Annotated in this window: 19 protein-coding genes; 13 read left to right on the forward strand and 6 right to left on the reverse strand. The window is 67.8% G+C overall.

The window, feature by feature from the left end; translation table 11 throughout:
* The first annotated feature begins 79 nt into the window (after positions 1–79).
* The 4 genes from ASE34_RS08145 (at position 80) to ASE34_RS08160 (ending at position 3,432) form a co-directional block, all read left to right on the forward strand.
* The gene (locus ASE34_RS08145; RefSeq protein WP_082586567.1) at positions 80–1,399 is read left to right on the forward strand and encodes a PrsW family intramembrane metalloprotease; all 1,320 of its coding nucleotides are present in this window, start codon (positions 80–82) and stop codon (positions 1,397–1,399) included.
* A 12-nt stretch (positions 1,400–1,411) separates the two neighbouring features.
* Positions 1,412–2,107, forward strand: coding sequence for an alpha/beta fold hydrolase (locus ASE34_RS08150; RefSeq protein WP_056278466.1), 696 nt, complete (start codon positions 1,412–1,414; stop codon positions 2,105–2,107).
* A gap of 220 nt (positions 2,108–2,327) precedes the next feature.
* A complete protein-coding gene (locus ASE34_RS08155) occupies positions 2,328–2,696 on the forward strand; it encodes an FKBP-type peptidyl-prolyl cis-trans isomerase (protein ID WP_056278468.1) in 369 nt (122 codons plus the stop codon).
* Between the two features lie 181 nt (positions 2,697–2,877).
* The gene (locus ASE34_RS08160; protein WP_053095805.1) at positions 2,878–3,432 is read left to right on the forward strand and encodes a YceI family protein; all 555 of its coding nucleotides are present in this window, start codon (positions 2,878–2,880) and stop codon (positions 3,430–3,432) included.
* 25 nt (positions 3,433–3,457) lie between these two features.
* On the opposite strand, the gene ASE34_RS08165 is transcribed toward ASE34_RS08160, so the two are convergent.
* Complete coding sequence (locus tag ASE34_RS08165) at positions 3,458–4,684, reverse strand: MFS transporter (RefSeq protein WP_235567473.1); 1,227 nt, start codon at positions 4,682–4,684, stop codon at positions 3,458–3,460.
* A gap of 250 nt (positions 4,685–4,934) precedes the next feature.
* On the opposite strand from ASE34_RS08165, the gene rpsO reads away from it, so the two are divergent.
* The 3 genes from rpsO to ASE34_RS08180 all read left to right on the forward strand — a co-directional run bounded on the left by rpsO (position 4,935) and on the right by ASE34_RS08180 (position 6,542).
* Positions 4,935–5,204 carry a 30S ribosomal protein S15 gene (gene rpsO, locus ASE34_RS08170; protein ID WP_017203073.1) on the forward strand — a complete coding sequence of 90 codons (270 nt, stop codon included), beginning with the start codon at positions 4,935–4,937 and terminating at the stop codon, positions 5,202–5,204.
* A gap of 155 nt (positions 5,205–5,359) precedes the next feature.
* Complete coding sequence (locus ASE34_RS08175) at positions 5,360–6,220, forward strand: hypothetical protein (RefSeq protein ID WP_056278470.1); 861 nt, start codon at positions 5,360–5,362, stop codon at positions 6,218–6,220.
* Positions 6,213–6,542 (forward strand): transcriptional regulator, encoded by a 330-nt coding sequence (locus ASE34_RS08180; RefSeq protein WP_082586569.1) that lies wholly within the window; start codon positions 6,213–6,215, stop codon positions 6,540–6,542. The genes ASE34_RS08175 and ASE34_RS08180 overlap by 8 nt, the downstream gene beginning before the upstream one ends.
* A 6-nt stretch (positions 6,543–6,548) precedes the next feature.
* On the opposite strand, the gene ASE34_RS08185 is transcribed toward ASE34_RS08180, so the two are convergent.
* Positions 6,549–7,553: an isopenicillin N synthase family dioxygenase gene (locus ASE34_RS08185; RefSeq protein ID WP_056278477.1), complete on the reverse strand. Its 1,005-nt coding sequence runs from the start codon at positions 7,551–7,553 to the stop codon at positions 6,549–6,551.
* 155 nt (positions 7,554–7,708) lie between these two features.
* Here ASE34_RS08185 and efeU point away from each other — a divergent pair, with 155 nt between their 5' ends.
* Genes efeU through efeB form a run of 3 tightly spaced genes read left to right on the forward strand, consistent with a single transcriptional unit; the run spans position 7,709 to position 11,224 of the window.
* Positions 7,709–8,659 carry an iron uptake transporter permease EfeU gene (gene efeU / locus ASE34_RS08190; protein ID WP_082586570.1) on the forward strand — a complete coding sequence of 317 codons (951 nt, stop codon included), beginning with the start codon at positions 7,709–7,711 and terminating at the stop codon, positions 8,657–8,659.
* On the forward strand, positions 8,656–9,888 hold the full coding sequence (efeO, locus tag ASE34_RS08195) for an iron uptake system protein EfeO (protein ID WP_056278482.1): 1,233 nt from the start codon (positions 8,656–8,658) through the stop codon (positions 9,886–9,888). The genes efeU and efeO overlap by 4 nt, the downstream gene beginning before the upstream one ends.
* Before the next feature lie 22 nt (positions 9,889–9,910).
* A complete protein-coding gene (gene efeB, locus ASE34_RS08200) occupies positions 9,911–11,224 on the forward strand; it encodes an iron uptake transporter deferrochelatase/peroxidase subunit (protein ID WP_053095810.1) in 1,314 nt (437 codons plus the stop codon).
* Positions 11,225–11,237: 13 nt separating this feature from the next.
* On the opposite strand, the gene ASE34_RS08205 is transcribed toward efeB, so the two are convergent.
* Positions 11,238–12,101, reverse strand: a complete 864-nt coding sequence (locus tag ASE34_RS08205; protein WP_082586571.1) for a serine hydrolase domain-containing protein — start codon at positions 12,099–12,101, stop codon at positions 11,238–11,240.
* Positions 12,098–13,255, reverse strand: a complete 1,158-nt coding sequence (locus tag ASE34_RS08210) for an acyltransferase family protein (RefSeq protein ID WP_053095812.1) — start codon at positions 13,253–13,255, stop codon at positions 12,098–12,100. Before ASE34_RS08210 ends, ASE34_RS08205 begins: the two co-directional genes overlap by 4 nt.
* A gap of 109 nt (positions 13,256–13,364) precedes the next feature.
* Between ASE34_RS08210 and ASE34_RS08215 the strand changes: the two genes are divergently transcribed.
* From ASE34_RS08215 to ASE34_RS08225, 3 genes are all read left to right on the forward strand, one after another.
* Complete coding sequence (locus ASE34_RS08215; RefSeq protein WP_056279032.1) at positions 13,365–14,588, forward strand: LLM class flavin-dependent oxidoreductase; 1,224 nt, start codon at positions 13,365–13,367, stop codon at positions 14,586–14,588.
* A 1-nt stretch (position 14,589) separates the two neighbouring features.
* The gene (locus ASE34_RS08220; RefSeq protein ID WP_053095813.1) at positions 14,590–15,234 is read left to right on the forward strand and encodes an FMN reductase; all 645 of its coding nucleotides are present in this window, start codon (positions 14,590–14,592) and stop codon (positions 15,232–15,234) included.
* Between the two features lie 80 nt (positions 15,235–15,314).
* A complete protein-coding gene (locus ASE34_RS08225; RefSeq protein ID WP_056278486.1) occupies positions 15,315–16,667 on the forward strand; it encodes an FAD-binding oxidoreductase in 1,353 nt (450 codons plus the stop codon).
* A gap of 84 nt (positions 16,668–16,751) precedes the next feature.
* Here the strand turns inward: ASE34_RS08225 and ASE34_RS08230 are convergent, their stop codons facing one another.
* Positions 16,752–17,450, reverse strand: a complete 699-nt coding sequence (locus ASE34_RS08230; RefSeq protein ID WP_053095815.1) for a response regulator — start codon at positions 17,448–17,450, stop codon at positions 16,752–16,754.
* Complete coding sequence (locus ASE34_RS08235; RefSeq protein ID WP_056279033.1) at positions 17,447–18,718, reverse strand: ATP-binding protein; 1,272 nt, start codon at positions 18,716–18,718, stop codon at positions 17,447–17,449. The genes ASE34_RS08230 and ASE34_RS08235 overlap by 4 nt, the downstream gene beginning before the upstream one ends.
* Positions 18,719–18,875: the final 157 nt, after the last annotated feature.

Here is an 18,875-nt window from a genome sequence, read left to right on the forward strand (position 1 = left end):
CTATCCGCTGCTCGGCTCGATTGCCTGGAGGAAGTCGCCAGACCCGGGCGAAGTTGGTTGTTCGCCATATGCTTTGGCTATGAGTTCCGGAGGACCGTCCCAGCCATCGCCGTACACGCCGCCGCCCGCGCAGCAGCAGCCGCCGACGTATCCCCAGCAGTATGCTGCGCAGCCCCCGCAGTATTCGGCGCAGCAGTACGCGCAGTCGAACTACGCCCCGCCGCAGTTCTCCCAGCGTCCTCAGTACGCCTCGGTCCTCGCTCAGCCGACCCCGTATTCGCCTCCCGCTCCGGCCGCACCCTCGCCTGCCCCCGGTCTTCCTGCCCTGCCGGCGGCACGCCGAGGCGGACGCGTCGCGCTGTTCGCGCTGTTCGGCTTCCTCGGTCTGCTGATGCTCGGGCTCATCGCCTACTTCGGTCTGTTCCTGGGTCCGCTCGCATCGATCATCGGCCTCGTCCTCGCGCTCGTCCCGCTCGCCATCGTCTTCTTCGTCGTCCGTATGATCGACCGGTGGGAACCCGAGCCCAAGTCGCTGGTGTTCTTCGCGATCGCCTGGGGTGCGATCGCCGCCGTGGGACTCACGCTCCTCGTCGACCTCGGGCTGACCGCGCTCCTGGGGTTCCGGGGAGAAGTGGCGGGCGCCGTCATCCAGGCGCCGATCGTCGAGGAGTTCTGGAAGGGTTTCGGAGTCTTCCTGATCTTCCTCATCGCGCGTCGCTCGTTCGACGGTCCGGTCGACGGGGTCGTCTACGGGGCGCTGGTCGGTGCCGGCTTCGCGTTCACCGAGAACATCCAGTACTTCGCGATCAGCCTCATCGAGGGCGGCGGCGAGCAGCTGACGGTGACGTTCATCCTCCGGGCGATCATGTCGCCCTTCGCCCACGCGATGTTCACATCGCTGACGGGTCTCGCCATCGGCCTGGCCGCTCGACGGCACGCGTCGACAGGGGCCGCACTCGGGTTCGGTCTGCTCGGGATGCTGGGGGCGATGGTGCTCCACGGCCTGTGGAACGGATCGTCCTTCGCGAACTTCTTCCTCCTCTACTTCGTCCTCCAGGTGCCGCTGTTCGTGGGGTTCATCGTGGGGATCATCGCGTTGAGGCGCGAGGAGTCTCGCCTCACGAAGGCCCGTCTGGGCGATTACGCGGCCGCCGGGTGGTTCACCCCCGAGGAGGTCACGATGCTCGCGACTCCCGCCGGGCGCAAGACCGGCCTGGCATGGGCGTCGCAGCTTCGGGGCGATCGGCGTCCGCTGATGCGCGAGTTCATCAAGGACGCCACCATGCTGGCATCCGTCCGTCAGCGCGCGATAACGGGGCGCGACCCTATGGCACCGGCGGACGAGCAGGCGCTGCTCGCCCGAACCCGCGCCACTCGGGCTGCTCTGCTGGCCTACTGAGACCCGCTGATCATGGCCCTCTTCATCCTCGTGCACGGAGCAGGAGACACGGGGTGGTCATGGCATCGGCTCGCCGCCGTCCTGCGGGAGCGCGGACATGAGGTGATCGCACCCGACCTGCCGGGCGATGACGAGTCCCTCACTCTCACCGACTACGCGGATGCCGTCGTGGCCGCGGCAGACGCGAGACGGGGCGGTGTCGTGGTCGGCCATTCGTTCGGGGGATTCACCGCACCGATCGTCGCTGAGAGATTGGCGGCGGACGTGCTCGTGATGCTGGCGGCGATGATTCCCGACCCGGGGGAGCGTCCGGACGAGTGGTGGTCCAACACCGGATTCGAGGATGCCGTGGCGGCGCAGGCAGCCCGCGACGGAGGCCTCACCGGCAACGACGATCCGCACATCGGCTTCTATCACGACGTGCCGCGAGCGCTCGCCGACGAGGCGATCGGTCGGGAGAGAGCACATCCGTCGGTCGCATCAATGGCCGTCCCGTGGCCGCTCACGGCCTGGCCCTCTGTTCCCACTCGGTTCGTCGTCTGCGCGGAGGACAGGTTCTTCCCGCCCGCATTCCTTCGCGACCTCGCCCGGAAGCGCCTGGGCATCGTCGCCGACGAGATCGAGGGGAGTCACTGTGTCGCCCTCAGCCGGCCCGAAGAGCTCGCATCGATGCTGATCGCCTACGCGCAGGAGCAGCAAGCGTCATGATGCTCGAGCCGTCAAGCAGGTTCAGTACCAAGACTCAGCGCCCGGTGCTGCGGCGATGCCTGCATGTCTACCGGGCGCTGAGTTGATCTGTAAACAGGGTGCACCCGGTGTGCGCGGGTGTCAAGGGCTTAGGGGGCAGTCGACGGGCGGCATCGCCGTTTCGCCCTCAGCGGAGCGATCGCGTTGACCCGCGCCGGGCGACTCGGGTTTGATGGAGGACATGACTGATCGCACAAAGCCTGAGTTCGACGCCCCCACCGGACCCGCCCCCGCGGAGCTCGTGATCCGCGACATCATCGAGGGAGACGGAGCCGAGGCCAAGCCCGGCGACACGGTCACCGTGCACTACGCCGGTGTCGAGTTCGAATCGGGCGAGGAGTTCGACTCGTCGTGGGGTCGCGGCGAGACCATCCAGTTCCCGCTTCGCGGCCTGATCCAGGGGTGGCAGGACGGCATCCCGGGCATGAAGAAAGGCGGACGGCGCGAGCTCGTCATCCCGCCGCACCTCGCATACGGTCCGGTCGGAGGAGGCCACTTCCTCTCGGGCAAGACCCTCATCTTCATCATCGATCTCGTCGCCGTCGGCTGACCCGATCGACGCCGGGAGGCGCCGGGCCCACTGCGGGCTCGGCGCCTTCTCGTCGCCCGAGGAAATATCCGCATTCAGGGGAATACATGCATGTGCATGTAAGTTGTTACGCGTGACGCCGTGAACACGGCCCCTCATCCGTTGCCGCACACATGCGGCTGATGTCTCCAGAGGAGAAACCATGACCAGCATCGACATTCCCGGCTACCGTCCCGGCACCTGGGTGCTCGACCCGTCGCACAGCGAGGTCACGTTCAGCGTGCGCCACATGATGATCTCGAAGGTGCGCGGCACGTTCGGCGTCAAGAGCGCGACGCTGATCGCTCCCGAGAACCCGCTCGAGGCCCGCGTCGAGGCGAGCGTCGACGTCACCTCGATCGACACCAAGGACGAGGGGCGCGACACGCACCTGCGCTCCGGCGACTTCTTCGACACCGAGAACTTCCCCACGATGGAGTTCGTGTCGACGGGTGCGCGCGCCGAGGACGGCGAGCTCTTCGTCGACGGCGACCTGACGATCCGCGGCATCACCAAGCCCGTCAGCTTCGAGCTCGACTTCGGTGGCTTCGGCTCCGACCCGTGGGGCAACTACAAGGCCGGCGCATCGGCCAAGACGGTCATCAACCGCGAGGACTTCGGCCTGACGTGGAACGCCGCGCTCGAGACCGGCGGCGTGCTCGTCGGCAAGGACGTCACGATCAGCCTCGACCTGCAGGGCGCTCTGCAGCAGGACTGATCACCTGATCTCGAACCCCGGGCCCTCAGGGCTCGGGGTTCTCTGCGTCGTAGCCGCGGAATCCCGGGCTGCGCCGTGCGAGCAGGGCGACCAGGGTGATCACCAGCAATCCGCCCAGCAGCGGCGGGAACCACAGGGTCGTGAAGGTCGCGAGCGTGCCCGCGTAGAGGGCGCCGATCCGGGGGCCGCCGGCGACCACGATGATGAAGACCCCCTGCAGTCGACCGCGCATGGTGTCGGGCACGGCCGCCTGCATCATCGTGTTGCGATAGATCGAGCTGATGTTGTCGGATGCGCCGGAGAGCGCGAGCACGATGCACGAGGCGATGATCAGCCCGACGTTCGGCGTCGCCTCGGTCGCCCCGGCAGAGACGGCTCCGATGACCAGGACCACGCCGAAGAGCAGGATGGACGCGCCATAGGCCTCGACCGCGCGCTCGATGCCGCGTCCGTGCCAGCGGTACTGCACGACCCGACCGGAGAAGAGGCTCGATGCGAATGTGCCCGCGGCGACGGCTGCGGTGAGGATGCCGGTGGTCACCGCTCCGCCGCCCAGCAGAAGGGTGCCGAGTGCGGGGAAGAGCACGAGGGGCTGCCCGAATGTCATGGCGATGATGTCGACCACGAATTGCATCCGGATGTTGTTCGCGCGGCGCAGGAACCTCCACCCGTCCACGAGCGATGCGAACCCCGGCCGCACGATGTCCCCTTCCGGCCGCAGCGGAGGGAGACTCCACAGGCCGAGGAACATCGACAGCATCAGGATGACGTCGAGTGTGTAAGTCCACCCGTAGCCTGTCAGCGCGACGAGTATGCCGGCTACCGCGGGGCCGGCCATCACGGTGAGGCCGAACGCCACACCGTTGAGCGCGGACGCGGCGGCCAGCTTGTCGCGGGGGATGAGCCGTGGCACGATCGCGGTCCGGGTGGCCATGCCGACCGAGTTCGCGGCGGAGTTGACGATGCTCAGCACGTAGAGCCACCAGATCGTCTCCGCACCGGTCCAGGTGAGCGCGGCGAGCAACGCGGTCGAGGCGAAGGTCACCGTGGCCGCGACCAACGCCACGCGGCGGCGGTCGAACGCGTCCGCGAGCATCCCGCCGTAGAGGCCGGCGAGGATCATGGGGACGAGTCCGGCGACCGCGATCATCGATACCGCGAAGGTGCTTCCGGTGAGCGCGAAGACGTGCAGCATCACCGTGACGATCGTCAGCTGCCCGCCGATCCCCGCGAGCACCGAGCCGATCCACATGCGTGCGAATGCAGGGCTGGCTCGCAGGGGGCTGAGATGATCAGATGGCTGCGTGCAGCGCTCACGCCGCGTATCCGTCATGCATGATTCGAGAGTATCCGAGGTGCCGTCGGGCGGGCGTGGGCACGGTCACCCAGCGGCATCGAGTCCTGGTAGACTCTTCAGGTTGCCGTTTGATCGGCCGCGGATAAAGAGAGCTCACGCATCAGGCGTCGGGCACCGCGCAACAAGCAGAGAGGGGATCGAATCTATGGCACTGGAAGCAGACGTCAAGAAGGCGATCATCGAAGAGTACGCGACGCACCCCGGTGACACCGGATCCCCCGAGGTGCAGGCCGCGATGCTGACGCAGCGCATCAAGGACCTCACGGAGCACCTGAAGGAGCACAAGCACGACCACCACTCGCGTCGTGGCCTGTTCCTGCTCGTGGGTCAGCGCCGTCGTCTGCTCGGCTACCTCCAGAGCGTCGACATCGAGCGTTACCGCTCGCTGATCGCACGCCTGGGTCTCCGCCGATAACGCGGAGCGAGCCAGCGTACAATCGCGCAGAACATTCTTGAGAAGGCCGCCCCAGGTGTGGGGCGGCCTTCGTCATATTCGGGGGTTGATCTCGTGCACGCTTTCCATTAGGAAAGTAGTGAGCTTTCCAGATGGAAAGCGAAGGGGGTCACGCGATGGAGCAGAAGCCGATCCACGGGCACGAGGCGATCGCGCCGCCCAGTGCGGACGTCGCGCAGCGCTACCTCGACGAGGCGGATGCTGTGAAGCACCGGCGCGGGCGCGTAGTCGACCGGCGGGCGCTTGCGTGGCTGCAGATCGCCAATGCGGCCGTTACTGCGGTGTATCTCGTCGCTCTGGTTACGGCGATACGTGGTCACGGCGGCGTGACGCCGCAGGTCTTCGTCTTCAGTTTTCTCGTGTGGGGGCAGCTCTCCACAGGTATGGCTCAGCGGAGCGGAATGCAACTGCGCCTGACGTGGTCGCGCTGGCCCATTCTGCTGGCCGGCGGTGCTCTGACGGTCGTGGTGCTCGTCGTCTTCGGCTTCGCTGTCTTCTATCCCGGGTTCCCGGAGATCGGTGTGTGGATCCCGGCCGTCCTCATGCTGGTCGGATTCGGTGGCTACGGCGCAGTTCAGCTCGCTCTGGCATCGGGTGACCCGCGCCCCCCGCGGTCCATGCCGAAGCCGCTTCCACGGGCGATGCGGTGGGGAACCATCTGCGTGGGAGTCGCTCTCGGAGTGATGGCCATGCTCGGCTCCGCGCCAGACGGGGTGCTCGCGAGCACGCTCCTTCTGCTCGTCGTGCTCATGACCTTCGTCTGGCTCGTCGCCGCTCGCAGTGAGATGGGCCTTCCTGCGGTCGGCGCCTCGTGGCGCTGGCCGCACCAGCTCGCTTTCGCCGCTGCTGGCTGTGCACTGGCTCTGCTCGTCCTGCTCGACGGCGTTCCGATCGGCCTCGGATTCGTCGGTGGCCTGGGCATCATCGCGCTGTTCGTCGCCGTGTCGTTCGTCCCCGGACGTGATCTCCGTGACTGACACCCCATCGGTGCCGCACCCGCGGACCCGACTCGACGACAACTTCGCGTCGCCGATCCGCTTCTCGGTCCTCGCGTCGCTCGGTGACGGCATCGAGCTCGACTTCGCGACGCTGCGTGAGATCCTCCAGTGCGGCGACTCTCCGCTGAGCAAGGCCATCTCGCACCTTCAGGCCGCGGGGTACGTCGTCGCGCGCAAGGGAAGCCTCGGCAGTCGCCCTCGCACGTGGGTCCGTTCGACCGCAGCCGGCCGTGCAGCCTTCGACGGACACCTCCAGGCCCTGCGCGAGATCGTCGCGCTCGGAGGAGGCGCGGCGCTGTGACCCGGGTCAGGCGTTCGTGCCGACCAGGTCGGGGTGGTGGATCGCAGCCACGTCGGGGTGCGCACGCAGTCGCGACTTCATGGCGTTCTCGCCATAGGTGGCATGGATGGGGTTGCTCGGGTCCTCGGTGATGCCGGTCGCCGCCGCGGCGAGATCTGCGGGAAGCTCGAGAAGCGGCAGCTGCTGATCGAGCGCGGGGTTGAAGAAGAACGGGATGGAGATGCGCTCTTCGGGTGCCCGAGGGGAGATGACGCGGTGGTTGGTCGCCTTGAGGTAGCCGCCGGTCGCGTACTCCAGCAGCTCGCCGATGTTGACGACGAACGCGCCCGGGACGGACGGGGCTGACACCCACTCGCCGTCTCGTTCGACCTGCAGGCCGCCCTTTCCGGGCTCGACCCAGAGCAGGGTCAGCACTCCGGAGTCCTTGTGCGCTCCGACGCCCTGCTGCGGCTCGGGTTCGTGGGTGCCGGGGTAGCGGACGATCTTGATCAGCGTCGACGGATCACGGAAGGGCTCGTCGAAGTACGACTCGTCCGCCCCGAGCGTGACGGCCCAGGCGCGCAGGAGCTTGCGGGCGACCTCTGTCAGCGTGTCGTGCCACTCGGTGATCACCGCTTTGAGCTCGGGCTGTGCGGAGGGCCACAGATTCGGGCCGACGAGTCGATTGAAGGCCGGACCGCCCTCGACAGGCTCGCGCTCGGGGCCGATGTCGATCTGCTCGCGCCAATCGACCTTGCCCTGCGTCCGCTCGCCGCCGACCCGCGTGTACCCGCGGAAATGAGGACTCTTGACGTTCTCGATCGCGAGCTTCTCGTCGTCGGGCAGCGCGAAGAAATCGAGCGCCGCGCGGTGCAACCTCGCCTCCAGCTCGGGGGAGATGCCTGTGCCGGTGAGATAGAAGAAGCCCACGTCGTGCGTGGCCGCGCGAAGGTCGTCGCGGAACCGAGCAGCGGCTTCGGGACCGGCATCGAGCTGGGACAGGTCGAGGATGGGAAGCGAGAGATCAGCCATTCACCGAGCGTAGATCGGGTCTGGGCGAGTGCGGTTCAGTGTTGCGCCGAATTACCGAGAGGCGATCGCGTGTGTGCGAGGCCCGAGCGGAAGGGGTGCTAATGTCTCTGAAGTAAGGGATGCCTTACCTCAGTCTTTCCCAGAGAGTTCCCTCCGTGCTCGCCACTTTTCTCATCGGTCTTCGTGAAGGCCTCGAAGCCGCGATCGTCGTCGGCATCCTCGTCGCCTACCTGCGCAGGCTCGGTCGCGGTGACGCGTTGCCCAGGCTCTGGGCGGGGGTCGGCCTGGCGATCGCCCTCGCACTCGGCATCGGGGCCGTCCTGACCTTCGGTGCGTACTCGCTGACCTTCGAGGCTCAGGAGCTGATCGGCGGACTGCTGTCGCTGCTCGCGGTGGGCATGGTGACCTGGATGATCTTCTGGATGCAGAAGGCCGGGCGCACGATGAAGGCGACCCTCGAGGGCGGACTCGACCGCGCGCTCACACAGGGCGGCGTCTGGGCGCTGATCGCGATCGGCTTCGTCTCGGTGGCACGCGAGGGGATCGAGACGACTCTTCTGCTGTGGTCGATGGTGCAGTCCTTCGGCGACGCTCCGTCGGCGCTGCTCGGCGCGGTGCTCGGGCTTCTCGCCGCCGTGGTGATCGGCTGGGCGCTCGCCCGCGGCGCCGTCCGGCTCGACCTTCGCCGGTTCTTCACCTGGACCAGTGGGTTCCTCGTCATCGTCGCAGCCGGGGTGCTCGCCTACGCGATCATGGACCTCCAGGAGGCCGGCGCGTTGCCGGGACCGTTCACCGCGGCGGCACCGATCGACGCGGCCACCGGGGCGGTCGCTCTCGGCTGGGTGGCATTCCCCTTCGGCTGGGCCTTCGATGTCACGAACGTGATCGCGCCCGACAGTGCCTGGGCGACCATCCTGCAGGCGACCGTCGGCTTCATGCCACGGATGACGTGGCTCCAGGTCACGGCTTGGACCGTGTACATCGTCGTCGTCGGGCTCTTGTTCATCCGGGGGCTCCGGTCACGCCGGTCCGCCTCCCCACATGTGCAGACGTCCCCTGGCCGCGACACGTCGGCATCCACTCTCACCCAGCAAGGAGCAGCATGACCACCTCTCGCCGAATCCTCGGTGCCGTCGCCGCAGCAGGCGCGGCAGCACTCGTCCTCAGCGGGTGCGTCGCCAAGAGCGATGTCGCCGCAGGTGCATCCTTCGACGTTTCGTCGACCGACTCGGCGTGCGCCGTCTCGGCTGCGACCGCCAAGAGCGGCACACTCACGTTCGATGTGAAGAACGACAGCGCGCAGACCTCGGAGTTCTATCTGCTCGCAGAAGACGGCCTCCGCATCGTCGGCGAGGTCGAGAACATCGCGCCCTCAGCGTCGCGGACCCTCACGGTGGTGGCTCAGCCGGGGGAGTACTTCACGCTGTGCAAGCCGGGCATGATCGGCGAGGGGGTCGGCAAGTCCGCGTTCACCGTGACCGGCGACCGGGTCGCGGTCGACGGCGAGGATGCCGATCAGAAGCAGCAGGCCGTCGACCTATACGCCGCCTTCGTCAAGGACCAGGTCGGTCAGCTGGTTCCGTCGGTCGACGAGTTCGTCACCGCCTATGAGTCCGGCGATGATGAGGCCGCGCGAGCGCTGTTCCCCCAGACGCGCGCGTTCTACGAGCGCATCGAGCCCGTCGCCGAAGCGCTCGGGACGCTCGACCCCCGCATCGACTACCGCGAGGTCGACGCTGTGGCGGAGGGCCTCGACTGGACGGGCTTCCACCGCATCGAGAAGGACCTCTGGGTGCCGGCGCAGGACGCCCTCAACGCCGACGGCGAGACGCCCGCATGGCAGGACTGGGCACCGTCGACGACGGAGGAGCGCGCCGAGTACGGCGACCAGCTGATCGCCGACGTGCAGGAGCTCTACGACTACGTGCACTCGGACGACTTCACCGCGGCTCTCGACGACCAGGGGATCGGCGGCATCTCGAACGGCGCGATCGCGCTGCTCGACGAAGTGGCGACGGGCAAGATCTCCGGCGAGGAAGACTGGTGGTCCGGCACCGACCTGTACGACTTCGCCGCGAACGTCGAGGGGTCGAAGATGGCGTTCTCGCTCGTTCAGGATTTCGCCACGGCACAGGGGGATGAAGGCGCGGATCTCGTGACCGAGATCGAAGGCGGATACTCCGCTCTCGAGGAATCCCTCGCGGCGCACGGCTCGCTCTCCGACGGCTTCGTCGGCTACGCCGAGCTCACCGATGCGGACAAGCGCGAGTTCACCGATCTCATCAACGCCCTCGCAGAGCCGCTCTCGCAGCTCACCGGCACCGTCCTCGACTGATCCGACGGACACGGTCTCGCACATGAACGACAGCGCGAAGGACGCTGCAGCTGCCGACTCCCTCCCGGAGTCGGCGGCCGCGGCATCCTCGGCCACGGGTCTCAGCCGGCGCGGACTCCTCGGACTGGCACTCGGCGGCGGCGTCGCGTCCCTCGCCGTCGGAGTCGGCGCCGGACTGTCGGGGGGAGTCGCGCTCGGACGCGCGAGAGCAGAAGCGGACGCCCAGCGTGCGTACGACTTCTTCGGCGCCCATCAGGCGGGAATCACGACGCCCGTGCAGGAGCATCTGCATTTCGCCTCCTTCGACATGATGCCTCGCACCGACCGCGAAGACCTGGTCTCGCTGCTGCAGGATTGGACGTATGCCGCCTCGCGGATGACGCAGGGGCTCGAGGTGAGTGCCACCGGCGCTGTCGGGGGCGATGCGGAGGTGCCGCCGGATGACACGGGCGAGGCTCTCGGGCTGACGGCAGCCGGCCTCACGATCACGTTCGGCTTCGGCCCGACCCTGTTCGAGAACGACGAGGGCGACCGGTACGGCATCGCCTCCCTGCGTCCCGAGCGGCTCGAGAGGCTTCCCGCCTTCCTCGGCGACGATCTCGACCCGCAGACCTCGCACGGCGATCTCTGCATCCAGGCGTGCGCCGACGACCCCCAGGTCGCCGTGCACGCGATCCGCAACCTGAGCCGCATCGCCTTCGGTCGTGCCAAGCTGCGCTGGTCCCAGCTCGGGTTCGGCAAGACGTCCCGCACGACGTCGGCGCAGGCGACGCCCCGCAACCTGTTCGGCTTCAAGGACGGGACCGCGAACATCCTCGCCGATGACTCCGTCGCCCTCGACGAGAACGTGTGGCTCGGCCCCGATGACAGGCCCGAGTGGATGGTCGGCGGGTCGTACCTCGTGGCGCGCAAGATCGCGATGCGGATCGAGACCTGGGACCGCGTGCGGCTCTCCGAGCAGAACACCATCATCGGGCGCGACAAGGGCGAGGGCGCTCCGCTCTCCGGCGGCGACGAGTTCGCGGCGCCGGATTTCGGTACGTCGGCCATCGATCAGAACGCGCACGTGCGTCTCGCGCATCCGGACCAGAACGACGGCATCCGGATCCTGCGGCGAGGATTCAACTACGTCAACGGCAACAACGATCTCGGACGGCTGGACGCGGGGCTCTTCTTCCTGTCGTACCAGCGGGATCCCGCTCAGTTCGTCTCGCTGCAGCGCCGGCTGTCGACGGATCGGATGAACGAGTACGTCACGCACGTCGGGTCAGGGATCTGGGCGGTCCCCGGAGGCTCGAAGCCGGGCTCGTTCGTCGGCGCCGACCTCTTCGCCTGATGCCGGTCGAGGGTCAGGAGCGCAGCGTCTCCGCGACAAAGGTCGCGTAGGCATCCGCACCGAAATGGTCGTCGGCTGTGATCGTGACGACGGCATCCTCACCGAATATCAGCAGCTGTCCGTACGCCCCGTGCAGGCGCCACACCTGGCCCGGGCCGTCCCAGCCCGCGAGCGCATAGCGCTCGTAACCGGCATTCTCACCGGCGACCACCCAGTCGGAGTGCATCGCGTCGATGATCTCGGTCGGCACGAGTCGTCGGCCCTGCCATTCGCCACGGTCGCGGATCAGTCGACCGAGGCGTGCCACCTCCTCCGTGCGCAGTGCGATGCCGCCTCCCGCGACGATGCGTCCCTGCGGGCACCGCTCCCACTCGAGGTCGTCGAAGCCCAGAGGCGCGAGCAGCCGGGGGCGCAGATACTCGACGACGTCACCGGTCCGCGTGGCCAGGATCATCATCGCCGCGTACGTGCTGGCGTTGGAGTACTGGAAGACGTGACCGCGAGACGGGCGCGAGAGGAACTCTCGTGCGAGATCGGGCCAGTCCGTCATCATGGTCTCCGACCAGGCGAGATCGACTCCGCTCGACATCGAGAGCAGTCGTCGCAGCGTGAGGTGCTCGACGCCGTCTCCGAAGGCGAGGTCCGGCACGTACTCTGCGATCGGGGCATCGAGCGAGATGAGACCGTCGGCGGCAGCGATTCCGGCCGCGAGGACGCACACGCCCTTCGCAACCGAGTGGATCTCCTCGCGGACGTCGGCAGTCCACCGGTGCTCGGCGACGTCGTCACCCACGAGCACGTGGAGCCCGTGAGCCCCGAACCCCGACGAGTCCGCATGGTCCACGAGGCGGTCGCGGATCATCTCGGCTCTCGTCACTCCTTCAGGCTAGCCGCTGCGCCCTGACGGGGCCGACGAGAGCCGGTCGGGTCGCTGCGGTGGCCCTCGCGTCGAGCCAGCTCGGGGTCTCGGAAGAGCCAGGACGGGCGGGGCTCCACCAGCGGGCGGAAGAGCCAGCGCACGGGCTTGGTGGCGAGCGCGAGAGCCAGCACCACCGACAGCAGCGTCACGAGCGGCAGCCACAGCCACGTCGGGTCGAGGTCGCGCAGCACCCCGGTCTCGCGGAAGGGGTACAGCACGAACGAGTGGAGCAGGAACACGTACATCGTGTACTGGCCGAACTTCGTCCACCAGTAGGTTCCGCGGGGGATCAGAGCGAAGAAGGCGGCGCTCAGGATCACTGCCATCAGCATGAGTGCGACGCGCACACCGCCGGCCCACCACTGCTCTCCGCCGAGGTCCGCGTACGCGTCCTCGTAGAACAGCCAGTGGCGCAGATCGAGCTCCTTCCAGACATCGATCCACCGCCAGGCCGAGAACCCTGCCGCGGCGAGGAGTACGACGCTGACGACGCGGATCCACCACGGGCGGATCTCGAGGAGGCGGAAGCGAGTGACGACGTCGCGTTCGCGCAGCCACCAGCCGAGTGCGAAGAAGGGCAGAAGGCCCAGGGTCCGCGAGAGCGAGAACGTGCTGTCGACGTTGGGCAGATAGCCCACGCCGATCGAGATGATGACGGTCCACAGCAGCGGCCACCGCAGCAGCGCGAGGTAGGGGAGGACGAGGCGGAAGATGCCGAGCGCCAGGAGGAACCAGAGGGTCCAGGACGGTTTGGTGAAGTTCGGGTCGGCCTGACCCTCGACCAGCCATTTCGTGAGGGTCCACAGGAACTCGAAGATCACGTAGGGCAGCAGGATGTCGGTGATCACCCTGGCCATCTGCACACGCGTCGGGGAACCGGACTTCGAGAAGTAGCCCGAGATGATCGCGAACGCCGGCATGTGGAAGGCGTAGAGGGCGAGATACGCCGCGAGCGCGATGTCGGAGTCGTAGGTGAGGCGCTGGATCGCGTGGCCGAGCACCACGAGGACGATGCACGCATATCGCGCGTTGTCCCAAAATGGCACGCGCTTGCGGGGCTTCTGGACGGGGCCGGTGGCGGGGCTCGTCAGGGCGGATCCGTCGCTGTGCATGCTCTGAGGCTACTCGGGGAATAAAGTTGCTCGCATCGCGTTGACTCAGATACATTCAAATGAATAGAACCGGATGCAGGGCACCCGATTCGGAGAAGACGGAGCAATCATGAGTGAGCAGGCAGGCGTCCCGGTGCAGTTCGGCATCATGTCGGTCAGCGACATCACCCGCGACCCGACCACCGGCGAGACGCCGAGTGAGCAGGAGCGGATCAAGGCGACCCTCGCGATCGCCAAGCACAGCGAGGAGGTCGGCCTCGACGTCTTCGCGATCGGCGAGCACCACAACCCTCCGTTCTGGTCCTCGAGCCCCACGACGTTCCTCGCCGCCCTCGCGGCTCAGACCGAGCGTCTGATCGTCTCGACGTCGACCACCCTGATCACGACCAACGACCCGGTGCGCATCGCCGAGGAATACGCGATGCTGCAGCACGTCTCGGACGGGCGCATGGACCTCATGCTCGGCCGCGGCAACACGGGTCCGGTGTACCCCTGGTTCGGTCAGGACATCCGTCAGGGGCTTCCGCTCGCGATCGAGAACTACGCCCTGCTGCACAAGCTGTGGCGTGAGGACGTCGTGAACTGGGAGGGCAAGTTCCGCACCCCGCTGCAGGGCTTCACCTCGACGCCTCGTCCGCTCGACGGAGTCGCGCCGTTCGTGTGGCACGGATCGATCCGCACCCCGGAGATCGCCGAGCAGGCCGCGTACTACGGCGACGGCTTCTTCGCGAACAACATCTTCTGGCCCAAGGAGCACTACCAGCGCCTGATCGAGCTGTACCGCCAGCGCTACGCGCACTACGGACACGGGACACCCGAACAGGCGATCGTCGGCCTCGGTGGCCAGGTGTTCATGGCGGCGAAGTCGCAGGATGCCGTGAATCAGTTCCGCCCCTACTTCGACAATGCCCCTGTGTACGGTCACGGACCGAGCATGGAGGACTTCACCGAGATGACCCCGCTGACGGTGGGCTCGCCTCAGCAGGTCATCGACCGCTATGCCGCCATGCGCGAGCACTACGGCGACTACCAGCGTCAGCTGTTCCTGATCGACCACGCGGGCCTTCCGCTGAAGACCGTCCTCGAGCAGCTGGACATCCTCGGTTCCGAGGTCGTGCCCGTGCTGCGCAAGGAGCTGGCGAAGGATCGTCCGGCCGGCGTGCCGGATGCTCCGACCCATGCCGCACGGGTGAGGGCCGAGTTCGGCGACGGACCGACGCGTCAGGCTCGTCCGGGTGCGAACCGCGGTGACAACCTGACGGGGGATTCGCCCTATCAGGACTCTCCCGCTCCGGCGGGAGCCGCGTTCGGACTCAGCCGGAAGGGGGCCTGAGATGACCACTCGTCGTATCGCCGTCGTGTCTGCCGGGCTCTCGAACCCGTCGTCCACGCGCATGCTCGCGGATCGCCTCGCGGCCGAGACCGTGAAGGCCCTCGCGGGGCACGACATCGAGGCGAGCGTCGACGTGATCGAGCTGCGCGACTACGCCCACGACATCACGAACAACCTGCTCACCGGATTCGCACCGCCCGCGCTCGAGACCGCGATCAACACAGTGGTGTCGGCGGACGCGCTCATCGCCGTCACGCCGATCTTCTCGACGAGCTACAACGGGCTCTTCAAGTCGTTCATCGACGTGCTCGATCCCGACGCGCTCACGGGCAAGCCGGTGCTGATCGGAGCGAACGCCGGCACGGCTCGGCACTCGCTCGCCATCGACTACGCCATCCGTCCGCTCTTCGCCTACCTGCATGCCGACGCCGTCTCGACCGGTGTGTTCGCGGCGTCGAGCGACTGGGGCGGGGGCGGCGACGACGTCGCGCCTCTGGCCAAGCGCGTCGAGAAGGGCGCTCGCGAGCTGGCTGAGGCGATCGCGAAGCGCGAGGTGGCTGCGGCCGCCGACCCGTACGACCCGGCGACGTATCTCGGAGAGGGCCGTTCGTTCGGCCACATGCTCGGCGGTCTCGCCGGCGAGTGATCGATCCCCGGCACGACCGGGAATGAGCGCAGGGCCATGAGGCCGTAGACGATGTCCGAAGGGAGTCGTACGGTGACCTCATGGCCCTTCGCTCTGTCCTCGAATCCGCGCGGCATGCCCTGCGCGGCGCTCTCGTCCTCCCCGGCGACGAATCCTTCGACGCGGCGCGTCGTCCGTGGAACCTGGCGATCGAACAGCATCCGGCGGGCGTGGCCGCACCGGCCGATCTGCGCGATCTGCGCGCTCTTCTCGACGCCGCGGGCGACGCGGGCGTGACGCTCGCGGTCCAGCCCACCGGGCACGGCGCCGGCGGAGACCTGGCCGACGCCGTCATCGTCCGAATGGCGGCCTTCGACGAGCTGTCGATCGACCTCGGTTCGGGGGTGGTCCGCATCGGCAGCGGAGTCCGCTGGGGCGCCGTCGTCGAGGCGCTCGAAGGAACGGGCTGGGTGGCTCCTGCCGGCACGAGCCCGGTCGTCGCCGTCGCGGGGTACACCCTGGGCGGCGGCCATTCCTGGTTCAGTCGCACAGCAGGACTCGGGTCGGACAACCTCAGGGCCGCGTGGGTGCTGCGGAGCGACGGGACCCATGATCGGGTCGACGACGAGAGCGACCCGGAGATGATGTGGGCGCTTCGCGGAGCGGGCGGCGTCGTCGGAATCGTGACGGCCCTCGAGATCGACCTGGTTCCCGCGCCGTCGCTGTGGGGAACCGAACTCACTTTCGACGCCGCAGACGCCGGGTCGGTGCTGCGGGCCGTCCGCGATCTGTCCGCAGAGGCCCCGGCATCGCTCAACGTGTTCGTGAATTCGATGCGTATGCCCGACGCTCCGCAGCTTCCCGAGGAGATCCGCGGACGCAGCTTCCTCAGCGTGCGGGCGCTGTCCACGGTCGGATCCGCCGATGAGCTGTTCGAGCGGGTGCGGCGAGCAGGCACGGTCCGTCGTGAGATGTCGGGGGCCACATCGCCGAAGACCGTCGCGGCGTCGAGCGGCGAACCCACCGAACCGACGCCGGGCAAAGGCGTGTCTGCTGCGCTCTCGTCGCTCGACGACGCGACGATCGACGATCTCTTGCGGTTCCGCGAGCTGCCGGATCAGTGGCCGATCATGGGCATCGACATCCGGATGCTCGGTGGCGCGCTGAACGATCCTCGACGCGCCGGATTCGCGACACTTCAGGGCGTCGGCTGGCTGCTCCACGCCCTGGTGCCCGTCTTCCCCGGGGTGCCGAGCGAACCGGGGGAGGCGAGCATGGCGGGCTTCCGTGAGGTGCTGGCGCACGCGATCGCCCCGTGCACGATCCCGACGTTCCTGGGTCCGGGTGAGACCCTCGAGCGCTGCGGTGACCCGACGGCGATCGATCGCCTTCGCGCCATCAGGGCCGCCGCCGACCCCGACTCGCTGATCCACGAGGGGCGGCTCCCGCGCTGACACCGGGCTGAGACCGGGCCGCATCCAGCGGAAAGGATCCGCGTCGTTCTAACGATCGGGACGGGCGGGGGTGCCGCGCCGGCATCATTCGTCTCCGTCGACGCGTCTCGTCCAGCGGTACTCCGTCTCCGGGCGTCCACGTGCGCCGTAGCGAGCGCTGCGCGTGATGATGCCCGAATCGGTGAGATGCTCCAGGTACCTCCGCACGGACACGCGTGACATCCCGAGTCGCGCGGCGGCCTCGCTCGCCGAGACCGCGGCGCTGGAGGAGCGCAGCTCTGTCGTCACCTTCTGCAGCGTCGCGGTCGACAGCCCTTTGGGAATCGGGATCGTCCCCGTCGTGCGCCCGAGAAGCGCATCGATCTCCGCCTGGGTCGCCTCTCCGGCCGTCGACCGTGCCTGCTCCCGATGGATGCGATACGCGGTGAGACGCTCGTGGAACACCGCGAAGGGGAACGGCTTGACGAGGTACTGGTAGACGCCGAGAGCTGCCATCTGCCGGACGGTGTCCGCATCGCGCACGCCGGTGATCGCGATCACATCGACGGCAGCGTGTCGGGAACGCAGCCCTCGGAGCACATCGATGCCGGAGCCGTCGGGCATCGTGATGTCGAGAAGGACCAGGTCGAACGGCTCGTCGTGCGGCTGATCGAGCACGGCGGTCAATGCGGCCCTGGCGCCGGTGCACTCGCCGCCCACGATGAAGCCGTCGATCCTCTCGAGGTACGAGCGGTGGAGCTCGAGTGTCAGAGCGTCGTCATCGACGATCAGCGTGCGGATCATGGGCTCCTGCGTCCTCTCGCCGGCGGGAGGGTGACGGTGAACGTGGTCGGATGAGCGGAGAGCTCCACAGTGCCGCCCACCCCGGCCACCACCGCGCGGACGAGAGCGAGCCCGACTCCGCGCCCGTGGTTGCTTGCAGGCTTGGTCGAGAAGCCCTGGGTGAAGACGCGCTCGCGCAGGTCGGAGGGTATGCCGTCACCGCCGTCGGAGACCTCGAGGACGATTCCGCCGTTCTTCGAGGGGCGCAGCGAGACCCCCACCCAGCGCTCAGCACCGGTGGCGGCGGCATCCATGGCGTTGTCGATCAGGTTGCCGAGCACGGCGACGCTGTCGACGGGGGAGAGGGGGGAGGCGGGAGTGTCCGGGTCGATGCTCACCCGCCAGTCGATCCCGCGCTCCCTGGCCTGCGACGCCTTGCCGAGAAGCAGAGCGCCGACGGCGGGGTCGCCGGCCTGTCGTGCGGTGACCTGATCGACGAGCGACTGACTCTGGCGCGAGGTCTCGGTCAGGATGTCGATCGCCTCCTCGCTACGGCCGAGCTCGAGAAGCGCGACCGCCGTGTGCATGCGATTGCCGTGCTCGTGCGTCTGAGCGCGCAGCGCGTCGCCCAGAGTGCGCAGGGATTCGTATGACGACACGGCGTCCCTCACCTGACCCGGCGGCAGGTCTCCTGCGATACCGCGCGTGAACCGGCGAGCGATCCACGCGCCGAGCGCACCGAGAGCGATGAGGCCGACGGTGATGCCGAGTGACAGGGGGAGACGACGGATCAGGGTGTCGGAGATGGTCTCGGTCGTCACGCCGGCCGAGACCCAGCCCACCGGTTCGCCATCGGAGGCGAGTACCGGAACGATGGTTCGCACCGAGGGCCCGAGAGTGCCGGTGAACACCTCGGTGAAGGTTCGAGGCGTGTCGGGGATGGTGCCGAGGTATCTCGCCCCGATCTGCTCGATGTCAGGGTGGGTCACGCGGGTGCCGTCAGGCGTCATGATCGTCACGAAGTCGAGATCCGCGTCCGAGATCACATCGAGCGCATAGGGCTCGAGGGTCTGCGTGGCCGTTGCGGCATCGCCGGCCTCGAGGGTGTCGATCACGAGCGGTGACACGGCGAGAGTCACTGCTGTCGCCGCCGTGACGCGCTCGGCCTCGGCATGCGTGGCGCGTTGCGCATCGATCACGAGGAAGACGGCGACCAGAGCTCCCACGACGAGCGCGGCGACGAGGAGCACGGCGAACACCCGTGAGGCGATGCTGCGGGCAGGTCTCATCGCGTCCTTCCGATCGACGGTGATCGCGGAGTCCGGCATATCGGTAATGACCAATACGACCACAAATGGCTTTGCCGAGTGATGTCCGCGACGGTGAGCTTACCGAAGGCGAGGGCGCCCGAGGGCATGAGACGAAGACGTTCATGATCAAGGAGGA

The sequence above is a fragment of the Microbacterium sp. Root280D1 genome (genome assembly GCF_001428975.1).
Classification (GTDB): Bacteria; Actinomycetota; Actinomycetes; order Actinomycetales; family Microbacteriaceae; genus Microbacterium.